Below are 15,919 nucleotides of genomic sequence, written 5' to 3' on the forward strand. Positions count from 1 at the left end.
GCCATGCCCTGCAGGATCGTCATCAAGTAGCGGACCAGGGCCGCCGGATCGATTTCCTCCGGAAAGTCGCCATCCATCTTGGCTTGATCGAAGCGCCGACAAAGGACCGCCTCCGAAGAGGCGCGGCGCGCCACCACCTCCGCCTTGATCGACTCCGCCTCCGCCCCGCAGGCGACCGAGTGGATGACGTTCAGACATCCGCGCGGACCGCACGTGCTCGTCTGCATCGACAGAGCGCTGGTCAAAATGCGTTCAGCCACACCGCGCGCGGTAGGCGCATCGAGCGCTGCACCCATGAAGGCTAGCTTCTCGCGCTCGTACAGGTCGAGCGCCTTACGGAACAAAGCCTCCTTGTTGCCGAATGCTGCGTAGAGGCTAGGGCGCGTCACCCCCATCGCCTCGGTGAGTTCACTCAGCGAGGCGCCTTCGTATCCCTTGCTCCAGAAAACCCCGAGCGCCGCTGACAGGGCGGCGTCAACACAGAACTCCCGCGGGCGTCCCCGGGAAATCGTGGCCTCCTGCGCTTCCATACCGATCAATATAGAAGGTGGAAGCGCTTCCGTCCACCACTGTCGGAACGATTGCGTGCGCCAGCGCCAACCTCTCTTAAGGCAGTGACCGTACTGTCCAGTATGGAAAGATGTTGACGGCCTAAGCCGGCGGCGTGTAATCCGTACCTGTTAGTACATAAGGATTGAGGAGCTCTCGGAGGCTCCTCACGGATGCTGATCATGTCCAAGAATGAACGCTTTGGTCTGCCCCTGTCGCTTACGGAAGCGTTGCGCGCGGACCCATCGCCGGACGCCGCCCTGCTTGCGAACCTTCTGGAGGAGGGTGAGGCGCCGGCCTCGCGACCGCCGGCCGGCAGGTTAGGACGGCGCTGGCGCACAGCCCTGGCCGGCGTAAGCTTGGCCGCGGGTTTTGCGATGCAGGGGTATGCTGGCACGACCAGCCTGGAAGGCCGCTGGACCATGGCGCCCGCGCTATCAAGCTTCGAGGAGAGGGTCACCGGACCCGCGCCCGACCGAGCGACCGTGGTCGTCAGCCGCGACGACGCCCGTCACTTTTCCTACGAACTCAGCGAGAGTCGCGGCGGGGTCTCGGTGGCGCATGGAAACTATGACCTCTCCTTCATCGATTCCCTTTCGACGAGTTCAGTGGACGGAACGCGCCTGCCGGTTGCCGTCGAACGGGACGTCTACGGCGACATCGTCATCCGCGCCCCTGTCGTGGACGGGCTGCAAGCTCTGATTCGCGTGCGTCGGACCGGACCGAACACCGCCTTACTGGAGCACGAGGTGCAGGGCGCCACTGGCTCACGTCAACTTGAGCGGATCAGTCTCGTGCGCGACGAGACGCCCTCTTACTGATCTTCCGTTGAAGGCGGCCGACGCGTCTTACACTCCAGACGCCAGCCTTCCTTCAAGTCAGGCGTGACTCCAGCCGCGTCGTCCGACCGCCACTGCGTGTCCGCGAAAGCTGGCCGACAGGCCGGCGCCTTGGCAGACCTCACCGACCGCGGTCACCGTCGTTCCACTCAGCGCCGCCGCTTCCGTGAAGGCGTCGACGTATCCGGGCGGGATGGCGCAGACCACCTCATAATCGTCCCCACCTGTGGCTAGAGCCAGGCGGGCTGCGCTGGGGTCAGGCTGGGAAGCGAGCCAAGCTCGTGCGGGTGCCGACAGAGGCAGCCGGTCCAGACGTATCGACACGCCTAGCCCGCTCGCCTCTCCAATGTGGCAGGCATCCGCGAGCAAGCCGTCAGAAACGTCGGCCGCTGCGCTCGCGTAGCGTCGAAGTGCGTCCTGCAGGGCAAGCCGGGGCATGGGCAAGCGATGGCGGTCCTGCAGCTCCTCCCGCTGCGCCCTAGTCAGCTCCGCCAGGCCACCCGTCAGCACCTGCAGGCCAAGGCAGGCGTCGCCGATGGTCCCGGAGACAACCACAACATCGCCGACTTGCGCACCGTCCCGCCGCACGACGTGTCCGGCTGGCGTCCAGCCCAGCAGCGTCATGCTGGCGGTGAGAGGCCCGCTCGTGGACACGGTATCTCCGCCCAGCAGGCGCACTCCGAAGCTCACCTGGTCCTGCGCCAGACCCGCAGCGAATTGCGATCGCGCCTTGAAGCCGATATTTAGCGGCCACGCGACGGTGAGAAGATAACCGTGTGGCTCCGCCGCCTTGGCCGCCAGATCCGACAGGTTGGCGCGGAGCAGCTTGCGCGACACTAGGTCTAGCGCCTCATCAGGCAGGAAATGGACGCCGGCCACCATCGCGTCGGTGGTGATGACGAGGTCGAAGCCGGGGCGGGATGGCAATACGGCCACATCGTCGAGCAGGCCGAGCGCCTCCGGCGAGCCCTGAGTCAGGGGACGGTACAGGCGGGCGATCTGCTCGAACTCGTCCGGCTCGCCCATCTCCGGCGGGCCGGACGCCGACATCAAGCGGTGCGCAGGTCGCGGGCCACGGCGTCCAAGGCGCCGTTGACGAAGGCAACTTCCTTGGCGTCGACGAAGGCCTTGGCCAGTTCAACGTACTCGTCGATCACCACCTCTGACGGGACGTCCTCGCGCGCGTTCAGCTCAAAAGCGCCGCAACGCAGCACCGCGCGGACGGTGGCGTCCAGCCGGTCCAGCTTCCAATTTGCGGCGAGGCGCTTGCGGATGGCAGCGTCTAGCACGCCCTGGTCGGCCACGACGCCTCGCACGATCTCGGCGAAGAAAGCTTCGTCGGCGTCGGCCAAGCGCTGGCCTTCCAGATCGCGGCCGAAGCGGTGATCTGTGAACTCGCGCACCACCGCCTCCACGCCCACGCCCGCGACCTCCATCTGGTAGAGGGCCTGGACCGCGGCGAGGCGGGCGACTGAGCGGGCCTGCCGGCCGGCATGGCTCATGACGGACGTGCTCAAACCTCCACCTCCTCGTTCAGGCCCTCTTGGGTCAGGAACTTGGCAAAGTCGGAGGTTTCACGGAAGTCACGGTAGACCGAGGCGTAGCGCACATAGGCCACCTCATCGAGGCCCTTCAGCGCCTTCATCACCATCTCGCCCACGACCGAGGACGGGATGTCGGTCTCGCCCCAGCTCTCGAGCTGGCGCACGATGCCGGAGACCATGCGGTCGGAGCGCTCCGCGTCGATGGGGCGCTTGCGGATGGCGATGGCGATGGAGCGCACCAGCTTCTCGCGGTCGAAGGGCGTGCGTCGGCCCGAGCGCTTGACGATGGTCAACTCGCGCAGCTGCACCCGCTCGAAAGTGGTGAACCGGCCCCCGCATTCGGTGCAGAAGCGACGCCTGCGGATGGCGGCGTTGTCCTCCGACGGGCGGCTGTCCTTCACCTGACTTTCGGCATGGCCGCAGAAGGGGCAGCGCAACGGGCGGCGATCCTTATCGAAAGGTCAGGGATAGATGGGAAAACGTGCGGTGAGGTCCAGCACCTCGTCGCGCACGCGCGCCTCCACCACCGGGTCGCCGCTGTCGTCTCCGCCGGACAGGGTGTCCACGACAGTGGCGATCAGCTCCCCCACCCGCTTGAACTCTGCCTTGCCAAAGCCGCGGGTCGTGGCGGCCGGCGAGCCCAGGCGGATGCCGGAGGTGACGGTGAATGGGGCGGTGTCGAAGGGAACGCCGTTCTTGTTGCAGGTGATGTTGGCCCGCTCCAGCGCGACCTCGGCGGCGCGGCCGGTGGCGTTCTTGGGCCGCAGGTCCACCAGCATGAGGTGGCTGTCGGTGCCGCCGGAGACAATGTCGAGGCCGGCGTCCTTAAGGGTGGCGGCCAGAGTGCGGGCGTTGTCGACCACGGCCTGGGAGTAGACCTTGAACTCCGGCTTCAGCGCCTCGCCGAAAGCGACCGCCTTGGCGGCGATGACGTGCATCAGCGGGCCGCCCTGGAGGCCGGGGAAGACGGCGGAGTTGATCTTCTTGCCGAGCGCCTCATCATTGGAAAGGATCATGCCGCCGCGCGGACCGCGCAGGGTCTTGTGGGTGGTGGTCGTGCAGACATGGGCGTGGAGGACCGGGCTCGGATAGACGCTGGCCGCGATCAGACCGGCATAGTGTGCCATGTCCACCATGAGATAGGCGCTCACCGAGTCGGCGATTTCGCGGAAGCGCTTGAAGTCGATGTGACGGCTGTAAGCCGAGCCGCCAGCGATGATCAGCTTGGGCTTGGCTTGGCGCACCGTGTCGGCGAGTTTGTCGTAGTCGATCAAATGGTCGTCCTCGCGCACGCCGTAGGTGACGGGGTGGAACCACTTGCCGGAATAGTTGGCGGGGCTGCCGTGGGTCAGGTGGCCGCCGGCGGCCAGGTCCATGCCTACGAACGTGTCGCCGGGTTTCATGAGCGCCAGGAACACGGCGTTGTTGGCCTGGGCGCCGGAGTGGGGCTGGACGTTGACGAAGCTGCAGCCGAACAGTTGACGCGCCCGCTCCTGAGCCAGCCGTTCGGCCTCGTCCACGTATTCGCAGCCGCCATAGTAGCGCTTGCCGGGATAGCCTTCGGCGTACTTGTTGGTGAGCACGCTGCCTTGCGCCTGCAGCACCGCGCGGCTGACGATGTTCTCCGAGGCGATCAGCTCGATCTGGGTCTGCTGGCGATGCAGCTCCTCGGTGATCGTGTGCATCAGCGCGAGATCGGATTGCTCCAGCGCGGTGTGGAAGAAGCCGGCATCAGTGGCGCGGCGGGAGACGGCAGGCGCGGTCAGCGTGTCGGTCATCGGACGCGGGCTCTGATGGTGGCGGAACAGCGCTTGTTTAGGCGCTTTGCTGGGCTGCCACAACGCGAGAGATGCTTCGACGGCAAGGGCTGTCGCCTTCCTTTCAGAGTAAGGACTTCCAGCCTATCTTGGACGCCCAATGCCTTACTAAGAGGTCGCACCATCCTCGCCTTCAGGCCAGGAAACATCAGGTCCAAGCGAAGCCTTGGCGCGAGCACAGAAGTCACCGGCACTGGAATGTTCAGCACACCATGGCGCAACGGCATTTTGCCAGGGGAGCACCACCTGAACGTCAGTAGCTAAGTCAAGCGTGCCATAGGCGCCGAGTCGGTCTACATGAGCAGCTCGAAGATCATCAACAGTGAATTCGACCGTCAAAAAAGAGTGCGCGTCTGGATTGCCTAGTCGATCAATGTCTGGCCGCAGTGTCAAAATGCTCAAAGTCTTCGCATTCTTGGGGAAATCAGGCACGCCTGCCTGAATCGCCTGAGCTATACGTTGCTAACGACCGCCACTTCGCCAACATAATCCTTGTCTTGGCTTTGTTTCGGGAGGGTGGTGATTAGCTCACCATTCTCGAACTTCCCGCCCCAAGTTGCCTCGACAAGGGTGGTTGGTACGGGAGGGTGCCCGCATGCCCCCAAGCTGACGGCCGCCGCCAGAATAGTCGCTGTAAAGCTAAGTTGTTTCAGCTCATCAGCCCTCTCAGCTTTGCGACCGTTCAGGGTGCAGAACGTCAGGCCGCCACCCCGCCCATCCGCTTCACGTTGCAGCGCGTCCACAGGCCCTGCATCGCACGCACTAGGTCGTCCATCATGGCGTCGGTGTGGAAGGGCGTGGGGGTGAAGCGCAGGCGCTCAGTTCCCTTGGGCACGGTCGGGTAGTTGATCGGCTGGACGTAGACGCCGTGGTCGGCCAGGAGCAGGTCGCTGATCAGCTTGCAGTGCAGCGGATCGCCCACCAGTACCGGGACGATGTGGCTGGGGTTGTCCATCACCGGCAACCCGGCCTCATGGAAGCGACGCTTCAGGGTCATGGCCCGCTCCTGGTGGCGGGCGCGCATCTCGTCGTGGGTCTTGAGCCAGCGGACGCTGGCCAGCGCCGCCGCGGTCAGGGCCGGCGGCAGCGAGGTGGTGAAGATGAAGCCGGAGGCGTAGAGCCGGATGGCGTCCACCAAATCAGCGTCGCCGGCGATGTAGCCGCCCATGACGCCGAAGGCCTTGCCGAGCGTGCCCTCAATGACGTCGATTTCGGCCATCACCCCGTCGCGCTCGGCGACACCAGCGCCGCGGTCGCCGTACATGCCTACCGCATGTACCTCGTCCAGATAGGTCAAGGCCCCGTAGCGCTTGGCCAGCGCCACCGTGCCGGCAAGGTCGGCGATGTCACCGTCCATGGAGTATACGCTCTCGAACGCCACCAGCTTTGGGGCGCCAACCGGCGCACCCTTCAGCAGTCTCTCCAAGTGATCCAGGTCGTTGTGCCGGAAGACGTGACGCGCGCCACCACCGTTGCGGATGCCCGCGATCATCGAGGCGTGGTTTTCTGCGTCCGAGAAGATGATGAGACCCGGCAGGATCTTGTAGAGGGTGGACAGCGCCGCCTCGTTGGCCACGTAGCCCGAGGTGAACAGCAGGGCGCCGGTCTTGTCGTGCAGGTCCGCCAGCTCCCGCTCCAGCTCCACATGGTAGTGGGTGGTGCCGCTGATGTTGCGCGTGCCGCCGGAGCCCGAGCCGCAGGTGGCGATGGCGTCCTGCATGGCCGACAGCACCATGGGGTTCTGGCCCTGGCCGAGGTAGTCGTTGGAGCACCAGACCACCACCTCGCGCTCCGCCCCGTCCTCGCAGGTCCAGGTGGCGCGGGGGAAGTCTCCGCAGCGGCGTTTCACGTCGGTGAACACGCGATAACGGCCCTCGGAACGGACCTGGTCCACCGCGGCTCGGAACGCGGACTTGTAACCCTCTGGAGTCATGGCGGCCTTCTACGCCTCGCCTCCGGCCGCCGACAAGCGGCCGGAGGCGATTACGCACCTTCTAGGCGGCCCATCCTTAAGGTTCCAACCAACTCGTCCCATGGCGGCCATAGAGCCGGGCTTTCAGACGTTCTCTCAGGCGGCGGGCTTGCGGAAGCGGAAGATGAACTGATCGGTGCGGCCGCGGATCGAGGGGTCGAAGACGGCGGCGGTGTGCGGATCGGCCGGATTGGCCACCGTCGACGAGGTCGCCTCGAAGCGCAGGCCGGACTGCGTGATCTCGGCCCGGGCGAAAGCGGGCTCGATCCGGTGCAGCGTGCTGGCCTGGCTCGCGCCGGCGCCCGCGGCGGCCACATGATCCTCGACCAGATAGACGCCGCCGGGCTTCAGCGCCGCAAACACCGCCTTGTCCACCGCCGCAGCCGTGTCCGGCGGCACGTGGTTGTTGTGAAGGTCGTGGTAGTTCTGGGTGGTCCAGACCACATCGGCCGGCCCCTGGTCAGTAATCTTGCCGAGCCCTTCCACCACCACGGTGACGTTGCCGTAGCCGGGCTCAGCCGCCAGGGCGCGCTCGGAGGTCACCGTCTCTGGCTTCATCTCGGCCATGACGTTGGGGACCACGGCGAACACCCTGCCACCCGGCCCGACCGCGGCCGAGAGCAGGCGGGTGTAGTAGCCACCGCCGGGGATCATCTCGATGACGGTGTCGCCGGGCTTGACGCCGGCGAAGGCGATCACCTGGTCGGGATGGCGGTGCACGTCGGCGGCGACGTCGGCCGGCGGGCGGCCTCCCGCCGGAGCCGCAGGCTGCGCGAACGCCGCGCGCCCCGCCGACATCAACGCCACCGCCGCCAACAGAACCGCACGCATCGATCCACCCTCCCCGTTTCGGCCGAGCTTAACGCGTCTGCGCCCGCTTGTCGCGCCCGCGTCGATGGGCTTCAAGCGCGCACCCGCTGTCGAGAGCCCAACCCATGACCCGCGCCCCCATCGCCCCCTATCCGGCGCTGCGCCTGCGCCGGCTGCGCCAGGCCGACTGGGTGCGCCGCCTGGTGCGCGAGACCACGCTGGCGCCTGCCGACCTGATCTGGTCGATCGTTGTGCACGACGGGCCAGAGCCCGAGGTCCCCGTCGCCTCAATGCCCGGCGCGCCACGCCTGTCGGTCGGCCGGGCGGCGGAGGCGGCGCGGGAAGCCCGCAAGCTGGGCATCCCCGCCGTTGCGGTCTTCCCCTATGTGGACGGGGAGAAGAAGGACGACCGGGGCAGCGCCGCCTACGACCCCGACGGTCTCGTCTGCCGCGCGGTGAAGGCGATGAAGGATGCGGCGCCGGAGGTCGGGATCATGTGCGACGTGGCGCTCGACCCCTTCACAACCCACGGTCACGACGGCATGATCGAGAACGGACGGGTGCTGAACGACGCCACCATCGAGCGGCTGGTGGAGCAGGGCCTGATCCAGGCCGCCGCCGGATGTGATATCCTGGCGCCCTCGGATATGATGGACGGCCGGGTGGCGGCGCTCCGTACCGCGCTTGAGCGCGAAAGCCTACAAGACGTGATGATCATGGCCTACGCGGCCAAATACGCCTCGGCATTCTACGGCCCCTACCGCGACGCCATCGGCTCATCCAAGCTCGCGTCGGGGCTGTTCGACAAGAAGACCTACCAGATGGACCCGGCCAATACCGAGGAAGCGCTCCGCGAAGTGGCGCTCGACATCGCCGAGGGCGCCGACATGGTGATGGTCAAGCCCGGCATGCCCTATCTCGACATCGTGCGCCGGGTGGTGGAGGCCTTCGCCTGCCCCACCTTCGCCTTCCAGGTCTCCGGCGAGTACGCCATGCTGACGGCGGCGGCCCAGAACGGCTGGCTGGACGAGGACAGGGCCATCCTGGAGAGCCTGCAAGCCTTCAAGCGTGCCGGCTGCGCAGGGATCATCACCTACTTCGCTCCAAGAGCCGCCCGGATTATGCAGGGCTAAGGAGCCGGATTTGTCCGGCGCCTTCTCCGAATGGGCGCCTAAGAGCCCGTGGTTTGCTCTGCGATGACGTCGAACTTGGCGAGACTGGAAGCGCCGAAACTCGTGGTGATGGCGACGTCGGTGGCGTCCCGGCCGTAGCCCTGCAGGATGCGCCCGATGCGGGGCTTGTTGTGGCGCGCGTCGAAGGTGTACCAGCGGCCGCCTATGAAGGCCTGGAACCAGGCCGAGAAGTCCATCGGCCCCGGGATCGGGTCGATGCCGATGTCGCCGAGGTATCCGGTGCAGTAGCGCGCCGGGATGTTCATGCAGCGGCACAGCGTCACCGCCAGGTGGGCGAAGTCGCGGCACACACCGACCTGGTCCTGGTGCGCGCCGTGGGCTGTGCGGTCCGGCTTGGCGTGGGGATAGCCGAAGGTGATGCGGTCGTGGGCGTAGTCGACGATGGCCTGCACCCGCCGCCAGCCGCCCTGCACCCGGCCGAACTCCGCCCAGGCGGTGTCCATCAGATAGTCGGTCTCGCAGTAGCGGCTGCCCAGAAGGAAGACGAGCGCCTCGTCCGGCAGGTTCTGGATCAGGTGCTGCTCGGCCTCCAGCTCCACCACGTCCGGCTCGCCCGAGTCGGCGACGACGAAGTCGCTGGAGAAGGTGATGCGGCCGCCGGGCGCCAGCAGGCGGTGGCAGATGTTGCCGAACCCGTCGGCATAGGCGTGCACGGGCACGTCGGGCGTCACCCGCATCTCCTGCGGCGTGACGAGGTCGGCCAGCCGCTCGGGCCGCACGCTCAGCAGCAGCAGCATGGGGGTCGGCCCCACGCAGTCATAGGAGATCTCGTAGCCGCAGCGGATATGCATGGATCAGACTCTCACAAGGCGGCGGCCCGGCCTCGCCGTTCACGGCGACGAGCCTGGCCTCAGGCTGCCAGGCGCACGGGCGCGCCCTGGCGCTCCACCTCTACATCGACCTCAACGTCCATGCCCAGGAAGTCGTCCGCCGCACCGTCGTAGCTGCCGCAGAGCGGCGTCGCCTGGCTGGGGTCGCGGGTGATGGCGACGCGGATGAGGTCGGTGGCGCCGACGATCCCGTTGGTGGGGTCGAACTCCACCCAGCCGCAGCTCGGCAGGAAGACACGTACCCAGGCATGGGTATGACCGCCGCCCGCGCGCTTGGGGCCGCCGGAGCCGTTCCGGCTGTAGACGTAGCCGGACACGAAGCGGGCCGCGAGGCCCAGCGAGCGGGCCGCCTCCATCATCAGCATGGCGTAGTCGCGGCAGGTGCCCGAACCCAGCCGCAGCGTCTCCAACGGCGCCTGGGCGGGGCCGTAGAGGCGCTGGCAGTAGCTGAATTCGCGCCGGATCGCGTGGGTCATCTCGGACAGGGCGGCGAGCAGGCCGGTGGGGCCATCCTGGCGCAGGAACTGCTGCGCCCAGCGCTCCAGCCGCCGCTCGGGGTCCGAGTGCTGGCGCTCGATGGAGCGCATCAGGTCAGGCAGGTCCTCGGCGGAATAGGCGAAGGGGAAGGTCTGGGCCGAGGCGTCGATCAGGTCCTCGTCCTCGGTCACCAGGGGCGCAGGGCTGTGCTCCAGCCGCACGTGGCTCTCGAAGCTGATCGTGTCCGCCTTGCCGGCGAACCTGGCGACGCCCACGCAATTGCCGAACACGTCGTGGACGAAGCGGAGCTCCACGGGCTCGGGGACGATGACCAGGCGCGTGTCCAGTATGCGCTGGTCGTAGCTCTCCAGCGGCCTGAACATGACCCTATGGTCGCCGAACGCCACCGGCCGGCGGTAGCGGTAACGCGTCAGGTGTCGGATGTTCACGATCGGCATCTTGCGGACCTAACGGGGGAGTCGTTGATAAGGTCGATGCTTCCTCTCGCCGCAACCGACCCCCATCCCGTCATTGTGCAAAATGCGGGCAGTTCTAGCCCCTACCTGATCATCTGTGACCATGCCGGGCGCCGTACGCCCGCGGAGCTGGGCGATCTGGGCCTCCCGCCCGCCGAATGGGAGCGCCACATCGCCTATGACATCGGCGCGGCCGGCCTGTCCGAGCGGCTGGCGGCGGCGCTGGGTGGGGCCTGCGTGATCGCCCAGGTCTATTCGCGCCTGGTGATCGACTGCAACCGCGATCCCGCCCGGCCCGACGCCATCGTGGAGACGGCCGACGGCGCGACCGTCACGGGCAACCTGAACCTGTCCTACGAGGCGCGGCGTGGCCGGGTAGAGGCCATTCACACACCCTATCACGCCGCCATCGCCGCGGAGCTGGACGCGCGGGCGGCGGCGAGGACGCCCACCTCGCTGGTGCTGATCCACAGCTTCACGCCGGCGATGGGTGGCATGGCGCGGCCCTGGCAGGTGGGCGTGCTGCACCAGGGCAACGCCTTGTCCCTGGCGGCGCTGCGCTGGCTGCAGGCGCGGCCGGAACTGACGGTGGGTGACAATGCCCCCTACGCCATGGATGACATCGACTACACCGCGCCCGTCCACGCCCAGGGCCGCGGGCTGGAGTACCTGGAGTTGGAGACGCGACAGGACCTGATCGCCGATGCGGGGGGCCAGGATCGGTTTGTGGAGCTGTATGCTGAGATGCTGCGAGGGATCGTCCCGCGATAGGCCTCCGCCCCCCGGAGAGATCAGGCGCTTCCATACGCCGGCGCTGCTCATCCTCCCCTGCGAAGCGGGGGAGGGGGACCGCGCGCAGCGGGGTGGAGGGGGTTTGTAGGGCGCCGCGGCATCCACCGTCACCGGCCAGCGAGGCCCCCCTCACCAGGCTTCGCCTGGTCCCCTCCCCCCGCTTCGCAGGGGGAGATAAGAGTCTGTCGCTGGATGTGATCGCCTCATCCTGATGAAAAGAGGCGCTTATCCGCCGAACCGCTCCACCGTAAGCGCGATCACCCGCACCGTCTCGGCCCAGAGCCCCAGCTCACCGAGCCGCGTCAGCGGATGGAACGCCGCCTCGGCCGCATCGTCCCCCGCCCGCGGCTCGCCCGAGCGCCAGCGTGCGGCGTAGTCGATCAGCACGTAGTGGGTGTCGTCTCCGAACAGCCCGTCCACCACATCCACCAGGCCGAGCAACTCGGCCTCCACGCCGGTCTCCTCGACCAGCTCACGCAAGGCGGCGGCCTCCAGCCTCTCGCCCCACTCCACCCGACCGCCAGGCAGGCTCCACGCGCCCTGCAGCGGCGGCTTGCCCCGCCTGATGAGCAGCACGTCGGTCCCGCGCAGGCAGACGACGCCGACGCCCGGGACCGGCCGGCGGACGCCTTCGAGGCCAAACCGCGTCATCTGTGGCCTTTACGCCCCACCCCTGTTGCGTCCAGGTTTCCGTGGCGAAACACCACGCCGGGTGCGACGGGTAAGCCCCTGTTCACCCTTACCGCCCAGGCTAATCCTCACACGCACGTAAGGTGTTTCGGGATTTCCTGCATGCGCAAGCGTCTGACGGCCATCGCTCTCTCGGCCGCCCTCGCCGGTTTCGGCTTCAGCTCCTCCGCCAACGCCCAGGGTCTGCAGTGCGTCCAGTTCGCGCGGATGTTCACCGGCCTGCAGCTGTTCGGCGACGCCGCCACCTGGTGGGGCCAGGCCATGGGCAGGTACAATCGCGGCTTCACCCCCGAATCGGGCTCGGTGCTGGTGTTCAAGGCCACCGGCGTCATGTCCCACGGCCACGTCTCGGTGGTCAGCCACGTGCTCACCGACCGCATCATCCAGGTCACCCACGCCAACTGGTCGGTGATCGGCGGCCATCGCGGCCAGGTGGAGAAGGACGTCACCGTGGTTGACGTCTCTCCCACCGGCGACTGGAGCCAGGTGAAGGTCTGGTACGATCCCAGCCACAACCTCGGCAACTCGGTCTATCCCACCTACGGCTTCATCTATCGCGCCGCCCAGAAGACCGCCGGCGTCGCCAACCAGATCGCCCAGGCGGCCACCGGCCACTACGCCGCCACCATCGCCATGGCCGCGCCGCATGCCCCAGTTCACACGACGGGCGCGGCGACCACCGGCTCCGGCGACCTGCTGCAGTCGATCCTCAGCCGCCCCTGAGCACGCAGGCGGCCAGGTCGTCCGCCTGCACCGTCTGCGCCGCCGCCCCGATGCGGCGGCTGCGGCGAGCCACGTAGGCGCCGGGCCGCACGGCCTTCCACTTCAGCGGATCGGGCAGGATGGCGGCCAGCCGCGCCGCCTCCGAAGCGCTGAGTTCGTTCGCCCCGTGGCCGAAGTAGCGCTGTGACGCAGCCTGCGCGCCGTACACGCCCGGGCCCCATTCCACCACGTTCAGATACACCTCCATGATTCGCCGCTTGCCCCACAGCGGTTCGATCAGGCTGGTGAAACCCGCCTCCAACCCCTTGCGGACATAGGAGCGCTGCGGCCAGAGGAAGACGTTCTTGGCCGTCTGCTGGCTGATGGTGGACCCGCCGCGCACCCGGCGGGGGTCGCGCGCATTGTGCGCCGCCGCCGCGCGCATGGCGGCCATGTCGAAGCCGTGATGGCTGCAGAAGTGCGAGTCCTCCGCCGCGATCACGGAGCGCACCAGGTCGGGCGAGATGCGCGAGACCGGCCGCCAGTCCTTGTGCAGCCCGTAGCCCTGCGCCAGCCGCTCCACCATCAGCAGGGTGACCGGCGGGGCGACGACCCGGTAGATCGCCGCGAGCGCCAGCGGCATGAGGAGGAGGATCAGCAGCACGGCCAGCACCCACCGCCCAAGCCCGCCGCCGGACTGCCGAGGAGCGCCGAATGGCGCGGTCCTTGGCGCAGCTGGCCGTGGCGGCGGCGCCCTTGGCCGAGGCGGCGCCTTTCGCACCGCCGTGACACGCTTCACTCGCCGCGTCTCTCGAACCATCGCACCCGACCGCCTGGCGCCGCACTAGCTCCAGCCTTGCAGCGTTGCAATCGGACGCCGGGGGCCGGCGGGCAGGAACCGCGCCCTTCAGCCTCCCGTTCTCCTGCACCATCACATCGGAGTGGACGCATGCGCCCCGCCTTGAAGGCCCTCGCCGCCCAGACGCTCGTCATCACCGGGGCCACCTCCGGCATCGGGCTGGCCACCGCCCGCGCCGCCGCGGCGCGAGGCGCCAAGTTGCTGCTGGTCTCCCGCAACGAGCAGGCGCTGCGGGCGCTCTGCGAGGAGCTGAAGGCGCGAGGCGGCACGGCCAACTTCGCGGTGGCCGACGTGGCGGACCTGGCTTCGGTGCAGGCCGCGGCGGCCCGGGCCGACGAGCTCTACGGCGGGTTCGACACCTGGGTGAACAACGCCGGCGTCTCGGTCTACGGCGCCATCGCCGACACGCCGCTGGAGGACCAGCGCCGCATCTTCGAGACCAACTACTGGGGCGTGGTGCACGGCTCCCAGGTCGCCGTGGAGCAACTGAAGGGCCGCGCCGACGGCGGAACCCTGATCAATATCGGCTCGGTGCTGTCGGACCAGGCGATCCCGGTCCAGGGCGTCTATTGCGCCTCCAAGCATGCGGTGAAAGGCTTCACCAACGCGCTGCGCATGGAGCTGGCCAGGAGCGCGCCGGGCGTCTCGGTGACGCTGATCAAGCCGGCGGCGCTGGACACGCCCTTCCGAGACCACGCCCGCAACTATACCGGCGCGCCGGTGAAGAACCCGCCGCCCATCTACGCCGCCTCGCTGGTCGCCGACGCCATCCTCTACGCCGCCGAGACGCCGACGCGGGAGATCACGGTGGGCGGGGGCGGCCGGGCCCTGGTCCAGTTCGGCCAGCACTTCCCCTGGTTGGCCGAGCCCCTGCTGGCCTGGGCCGTACCCCTGCTCAGCCGCGGCGCGAGCGAGCCGAGCGAGGCCAAGGACGACGCCCTGTACAAGGCCGGCCGGGACCTGCGCGAGCACAGCCCCTATTTCGGCGTCCGCCAGACCAGCCTCTACACCGCCGCCCAGCTGAACCCGCGGATCACCGCGGCGGTGATCTCGGGCGCCCTGGCTGCAGGCCTGGTGATGCTGAAGGCCCGCGACAGCCTGCGGATCCACGGCGCCAAGCGCGAGGCCGTGCGCCGCTATCGCGCCAACGCGGAGGCGAGGCAGCCGGTGCAGGACTAGCGCTGCGCGCCGTCATGGCCGTGCAATCCGCCCGCCCGTCATCGGGACCGGAACGCCTGTCGTGCCTGGAAACGAGATCGGCAGCCCCTTCAGCGTCCGCACGGCGAGGTAGGCGAAGGCTTCCGCCTCCAGCGCGTCGCCGCGCCAGCCCACCGCCTCGGCGGCCACCACCTCGCAGGATGCGCGCGCCTTGATGACGCGCATCAGCTCGGGGTTGGACCGCCCGCCGCCCGCCACCACCAGCACCCGCGGCGGCTCGGGGGCGAGGCGCAGGCCCTGCGCGATGGCCTCGGCGGTGAAGGCGGCCAGGGTGGCGCAGGCGTCCTCGACGCCCAGCGCCGCCAAGGGCTCCAGGCTGAAGTCGTAGCGGTCGAGCGACTTGGGCGGCGGCGCGGCGAAGTAGGGGTGCGCCAGGTAGGCCGCGAGCACCGCCGCATCCACCCGCCCGGCCGCCGCCAGCCGGCCGTCCTGGTCGAAGCGGCCGAGGCCGCGCGCCTGCACCAGCAGGTCGATCATGCCGTTGCCGGGGCCGGTGTCGAAGGCCAGCGGGTCCGACCGCTCGCCGAACAGGGTGACGTTGGCCACGCCGCCCACGTTCAGCACCGCGGACGGCGGCTGCAACCCCGACGCCCGGGCGCGGGCCTGGTGATAGATCGGCGCGAGCGGCGCACCCTCCCCGCCCGCCGCCACGTCGGCGGTGCGGAAGTCGTAGGCGACCGGGACGCCCGCCAGTCGCGCCAGCAGCTCGCCGTCGCCTAGCTGGACGGTGCGCCCGATCCGGCCCTCCGCAGGCCGCTCGTGTAGGACGGTCTGGCCGTGGAAGCCGATCAGCTCGATGTCGCGCCAGCCCAGCTGCTCGCGCGCGAGGAAGGCATCCGCGGCCGCGAAATGCTCCCGGGCGACCGCCTCGGCGGTGGGTGCGAACTCGGACGGAGGCGGTGCGCTGCGGGGCCAGGTCTTGGCCGCCTCCGTCGCCGCCAGCACCAAGGCGCGCGTCGCTTCGCTGAGCTTGCGCTCGCCGGCCGGCCCGAAAGCGGAGATCGTCTCGCCGTCGGTATCGAGCACGGCCATGTCCACCGCATCCAGCGAGGTGCCGCTCATGAACCCCAGCACGCGCATGCGAGCGATCCCCGCCGGCTCCGCCTGGAGCCGCTTCAAAGCCAAGCTCCCGCCATGCTAGACCCTGCTCC

Annotated in this window: 18 protein-coding genes; 5 read left to right on the top strand and 13 right to left on the bottom strand. The window is 68.5% G+C overall.

Annotated elements, in window-relative coordinates:
* Window positions 1-530: TetR/AcrR family transcriptional regulator (locus tag HUV06_RS03695; RefSeq protein WP_174299924.1), on the bottom strand; the 530-nt coding region annotated here is incomplete at its 3' end.
* A 201-nt stretch (window positions 531-731) separates the two neighbouring features.
* Here HUV06_RS03695 and HUV06_RS03700 point away from each other — a divergent pair.
* Entirely contained in the window at window positions 732-1,370 is a 639-nt protein-coding gene (locus tag HUV06_RS03700) for a hypothetical protein (protein WP_174299925.1), read from the top strand.
* Window positions 1,371-1,427: 57 nt separating this feature from the next.
* Here HUV06_RS03700 and thiL read toward each other — a convergent pair whose 3' ends face one another.
* From thiL to HUV06_RS03735, 7 genes are all read right to left on the bottom strand, one after another.
* Window positions 1,428-2,438: a thiamine-phosphate kinase gene (gene thiL / locus HUV06_RS03705; protein ID WP_174299926.1), complete on the bottom strand. Its 1,011-nt coding sequence runs from the start codon at window positions 2,436-2,438 to the stop codon at window positions 1,428-1,430.
* Complete coding sequence (nusB, locus tag HUV06_RS03710; protein ID WP_174299955.1) at window positions 2,438-2,890, bottom strand: transcription antitermination factor NusB; 453 nt, start codon at window positions 2,888-2,890, stop codon at window positions 2,438-2,440. The genes thiL and nusB overlap by 1 nt, the downstream gene beginning before the upstream one ends.
* 11 nt (window positions 2,891-2,901) lie before the next feature.
* Window positions 2,902-3,369, bottom strand: coding sequence for a transcriptional regulator NrdR (nrdR, locus tag HUV06_RS03715; protein WP_174299927.1), 468 nt, complete (start codon window positions 3,367-3,369; stop codon window positions 2,902-2,904).
* A gap of 24 nt (window positions 3,370-3,393) precedes the next feature.
* Window positions 3,394-4,710 carry a serine hydroxymethyltransferase gene (gene glyA, locus HUV06_RS03720; RefSeq protein ID WP_174299928.1) on the bottom strand — a complete coding sequence of 439 codons (1,317 nt, stop codon included), beginning with the start codon at window positions 4,708-4,710 and terminating at the stop codon, window positions 3,394-3,396.
* Between the two features lie 147 nt (window positions 4,711-4,857).
* Window positions 4,858-5,181: a hypothetical protein gene (locus tag HUV06_RS03725; protein ID WP_174299929.1), complete on the bottom strand. Its 324-nt coding sequence runs from the start codon at window positions 5,179-5,181 to the stop codon at window positions 4,858-4,860.
* Between the two features lie 265 nt (window positions 5,182-5,446).
* Complete coding sequence (gene hemA, locus HUV06_RS03730; protein WP_174299930.1) at window positions 5,447-6,682, bottom strand: 5-aminolevulinate synthase; 1,236 nt, start codon at window positions 6,680-6,682, stop codon at window positions 5,447-5,449.
* A 135-nt stretch (window positions 6,683-6,817) separates the two neighbouring features.
* Window positions 6,818-7,552 (bottom strand): class I SAM-dependent methyltransferase, encoded by a 735-nt coding sequence (locus HUV06_RS03735; RefSeq protein WP_174299931.1) that lies wholly within the window; start codon window positions 7,550-7,552, stop codon window positions 6,818-6,820.
* A 104-nt stretch (window positions 7,553-7,656) separates the two neighbouring features.
* Here HUV06_RS03735 and hemB point away from each other — a divergent pair, with 104 nt between their 5' ends.
* Window positions 7,657-8,664: a porphobilinogen synthase gene (gene hemB / locus HUV06_RS03740; RefSeq protein WP_174299932.1), complete on the top strand. Its 1,008-nt coding sequence runs from the start codon at window positions 7,657-7,659 to the stop codon at window positions 8,662-8,664.
* Window positions 8,665-8,702: 38 nt separating this feature from the next.
* Here the strand turns inward: hemB and HUV06_RS03745 are convergent, their stop codons facing one another.
* Entirely contained in the window at window positions 8,703-9,515 is an 813-nt protein-coding gene (locus HUV06_RS03745) for a transglutaminase family protein (RefSeq protein ID WP_174299933.1), read from the bottom strand.
* Window positions 9,516-9,574: 59 nt separating this feature from the next.
* On the bottom strand, window positions 9,575-10,489 hold the full coding sequence (locus HUV06_RS03750; RefSeq protein WP_174299934.1) for a transglutaminase family protein: 915 nt from the start codon (window positions 10,487-10,489) through the stop codon (window positions 9,575-9,577).
* 36 nt (window positions 10,490-10,525) lie between these two features.
* On the opposite strand from HUV06_RS03750, the gene HUV06_RS03755 reads away from it, so the two are divergent.
* Window positions 10,526-11,278 carry an N-formylglutamate amidohydrolase gene (locus tag HUV06_RS03755; RefSeq protein ID WP_217433623.1) on the top strand — a complete coding sequence of 251 codons (753 nt, stop codon included), beginning with the start codon at window positions 10,526-10,528 and terminating at the stop codon, window positions 11,276-11,278.
* A gap of 246 nt (window positions 11,279-11,524) precedes the next feature.
* Here HUV06_RS03755 and HUV06_RS03760 read toward each other — a convergent pair whose 3' ends face one another.
* Complete coding sequence (locus tag HUV06_RS03760; RefSeq protein WP_174299936.1) at window positions 11,525-11,950, bottom strand: NUDIX hydrolase; 426 nt, start codon at window positions 11,948-11,950, stop codon at window positions 11,525-11,527.
* A gap of 141 nt (window positions 11,951-12,091) precedes the next feature.
* Here HUV06_RS03760 and HUV06_RS03765 point away from each other — a divergent pair, with 141 nt between their 5' ends.
* The gene (locus HUV06_RS03765) at window positions 12,092-12,712 is read left to right on the top strand and encodes a CHAP domain-containing protein (protein ID WP_174299937.1); all 621 of its coding nucleotides are present in this window, start codon (window positions 12,092-12,094) and stop codon (window positions 12,710-12,712) included.
* Here the strand turns inward: HUV06_RS03765 and mtgA are convergent.
* Entirely contained in the window at window positions 12,699-13,364 is a 666-nt protein-coding gene (gene mtgA, locus HUV06_RS03770) for a monofunctional biosynthetic peptidoglycan transglycosylase (RefSeq protein WP_256430012.1), read from the bottom strand. The two genes, HUV06_RS03765 and mtgA, sit on opposite strands and share 14 nt — an antisense overlap.
* A gap of 276 nt (window positions 13,365-13,640) precedes the next feature.
* Between mtgA and HUV06_RS03775 the strand changes: the two genes are divergently transcribed.
* A complete protein-coding gene (locus HUV06_RS03775) occupies window positions 13,641-14,729 on the top strand; it encodes an SDR family oxidoreductase (protein ID WP_174299939.1) in 1,089 nt (362 codons plus the stop codon).
* A 12-nt stretch (window positions 14,730-14,741) separates the two neighbouring features.
* Here HUV06_RS03775 and HUV06_RS03780 read toward each other — a convergent pair whose 3' ends face one another.
* Complete coding sequence (locus HUV06_RS03780; protein WP_174299956.1) at window positions 14,742-15,848, bottom strand: anhydro-N-acetylmuramic acid kinase; 1,107 nt, start codon at window positions 15,846-15,848, stop codon at window positions 14,742-14,744.
* Window positions 15,849-15,919 lie beyond the last annotated feature (71 nt).

The sequence above is a fragment of the Caulobacter sp. S45 genome (assembly GCF_903642205.1).
GTDB lineage: Bacteria > Pseudomonadota > Alphaproteobacteria > Caulobacterales > Caulobacteraceae > CAHJWH01.

Excerpts from the sequence above, each read along its gene's own strand:
- HUV06_RS03700 (WP_174299925.1), top strand. The coding sequence starts at position 732 with ATGTCCAAGAATGAACGCTTTGGTCTGCCCCTGTCGCTTACGGAAGCG.
- thiL (WP_174299926.1), bottom strand. The coding sequence starts at position 2,438 with ATGTCGGCGTCCGGCCCGCCGGAGATGGGCGAGCCGGACGAGTTCGAG.
- nusB (WP_174299955.1), bottom strand. The coding sequence starts at position 2,890 with ATGAGCCATGCCGGCCGGCAGGCCCGCTCAGTCGCCCGCCTCGCCGCG.
- glyA (WP_174299928.1), bottom strand. The coding sequence starts at position 4,710 with ATGACCGACACGCTGACCGCGCCTGCCGTCTCCCGCCGCGCCACTGAT.
- hemA (WP_174299930.1), bottom strand. The coding sequence starts at position 6,682 with ATGACTCCAGAGGGTTACAAGTCCGCGTTCCGAGCCGCGGTGGACCAG.
- HUV06_RS03735 (WP_174299931.1), bottom strand. The coding sequence starts at position 7,552 with ATGCGTGCGGTTCTGTTGGCGGCGGTGGCGTTGATGTCGGCGGGGCGC.
- hemB (WP_174299932.1), top strand. The coding sequence starts at position 7,657 with ATGACCCGCGCCCCCATCGCCCCCTATCCGGCGCTGCGCCTGCGCCGG.
- HUV06_RS03745 (WP_174299933.1), bottom strand. The coding sequence starts at position 9,515 with ATGCATATCCGCTGCGGCTACGAGATCTCCTATGACTGCGTGGGGCCG.
- HUV06_RS03750 (WP_174299934.1), bottom strand. The coding sequence starts at position 10,489 with ATGCCGATCGTGAACATCCGACACCTGACGCGTTACCGCTACCGCCGG.
- HUV06_RS03755 (WP_217433623.1), top strand. The coding sequence starts at position 10,526 with ATGCTTCCTCTCGCCGCAACCGACCCCCATCCCGTCATTGTGCAAAAT.
- HUV06_RS03760 (WP_174299936.1), bottom strand. The coding sequence starts at position 11,950 with ATGACGCGGTTTGGCCTCGAAGGCGTCCGCCGGCCGGTCCCGGGCGTC.
- HUV06_RS03765 (WP_174299937.1), top strand. The coding sequence starts at position 12,092 with ATGCGCAAGCGTCTGACGGCCATCGCTCTCTCGGCCGCCCTCGCCGGT.
- HUV06_RS03775 (WP_174299939.1), top strand. The coding sequence starts at position 13,641 with ATGCGCCCCGCCTTGAAGGCCCTCGCCGCCCAGACGCTCGTCATCACC.
- HUV06_RS03780 (WP_174299956.1), bottom strand. The coding sequence starts at position 15,848 with ATGCGCGTGCTGGGGTTCATGAGCGGCACCTCGCTGGATGCGGTGGAC.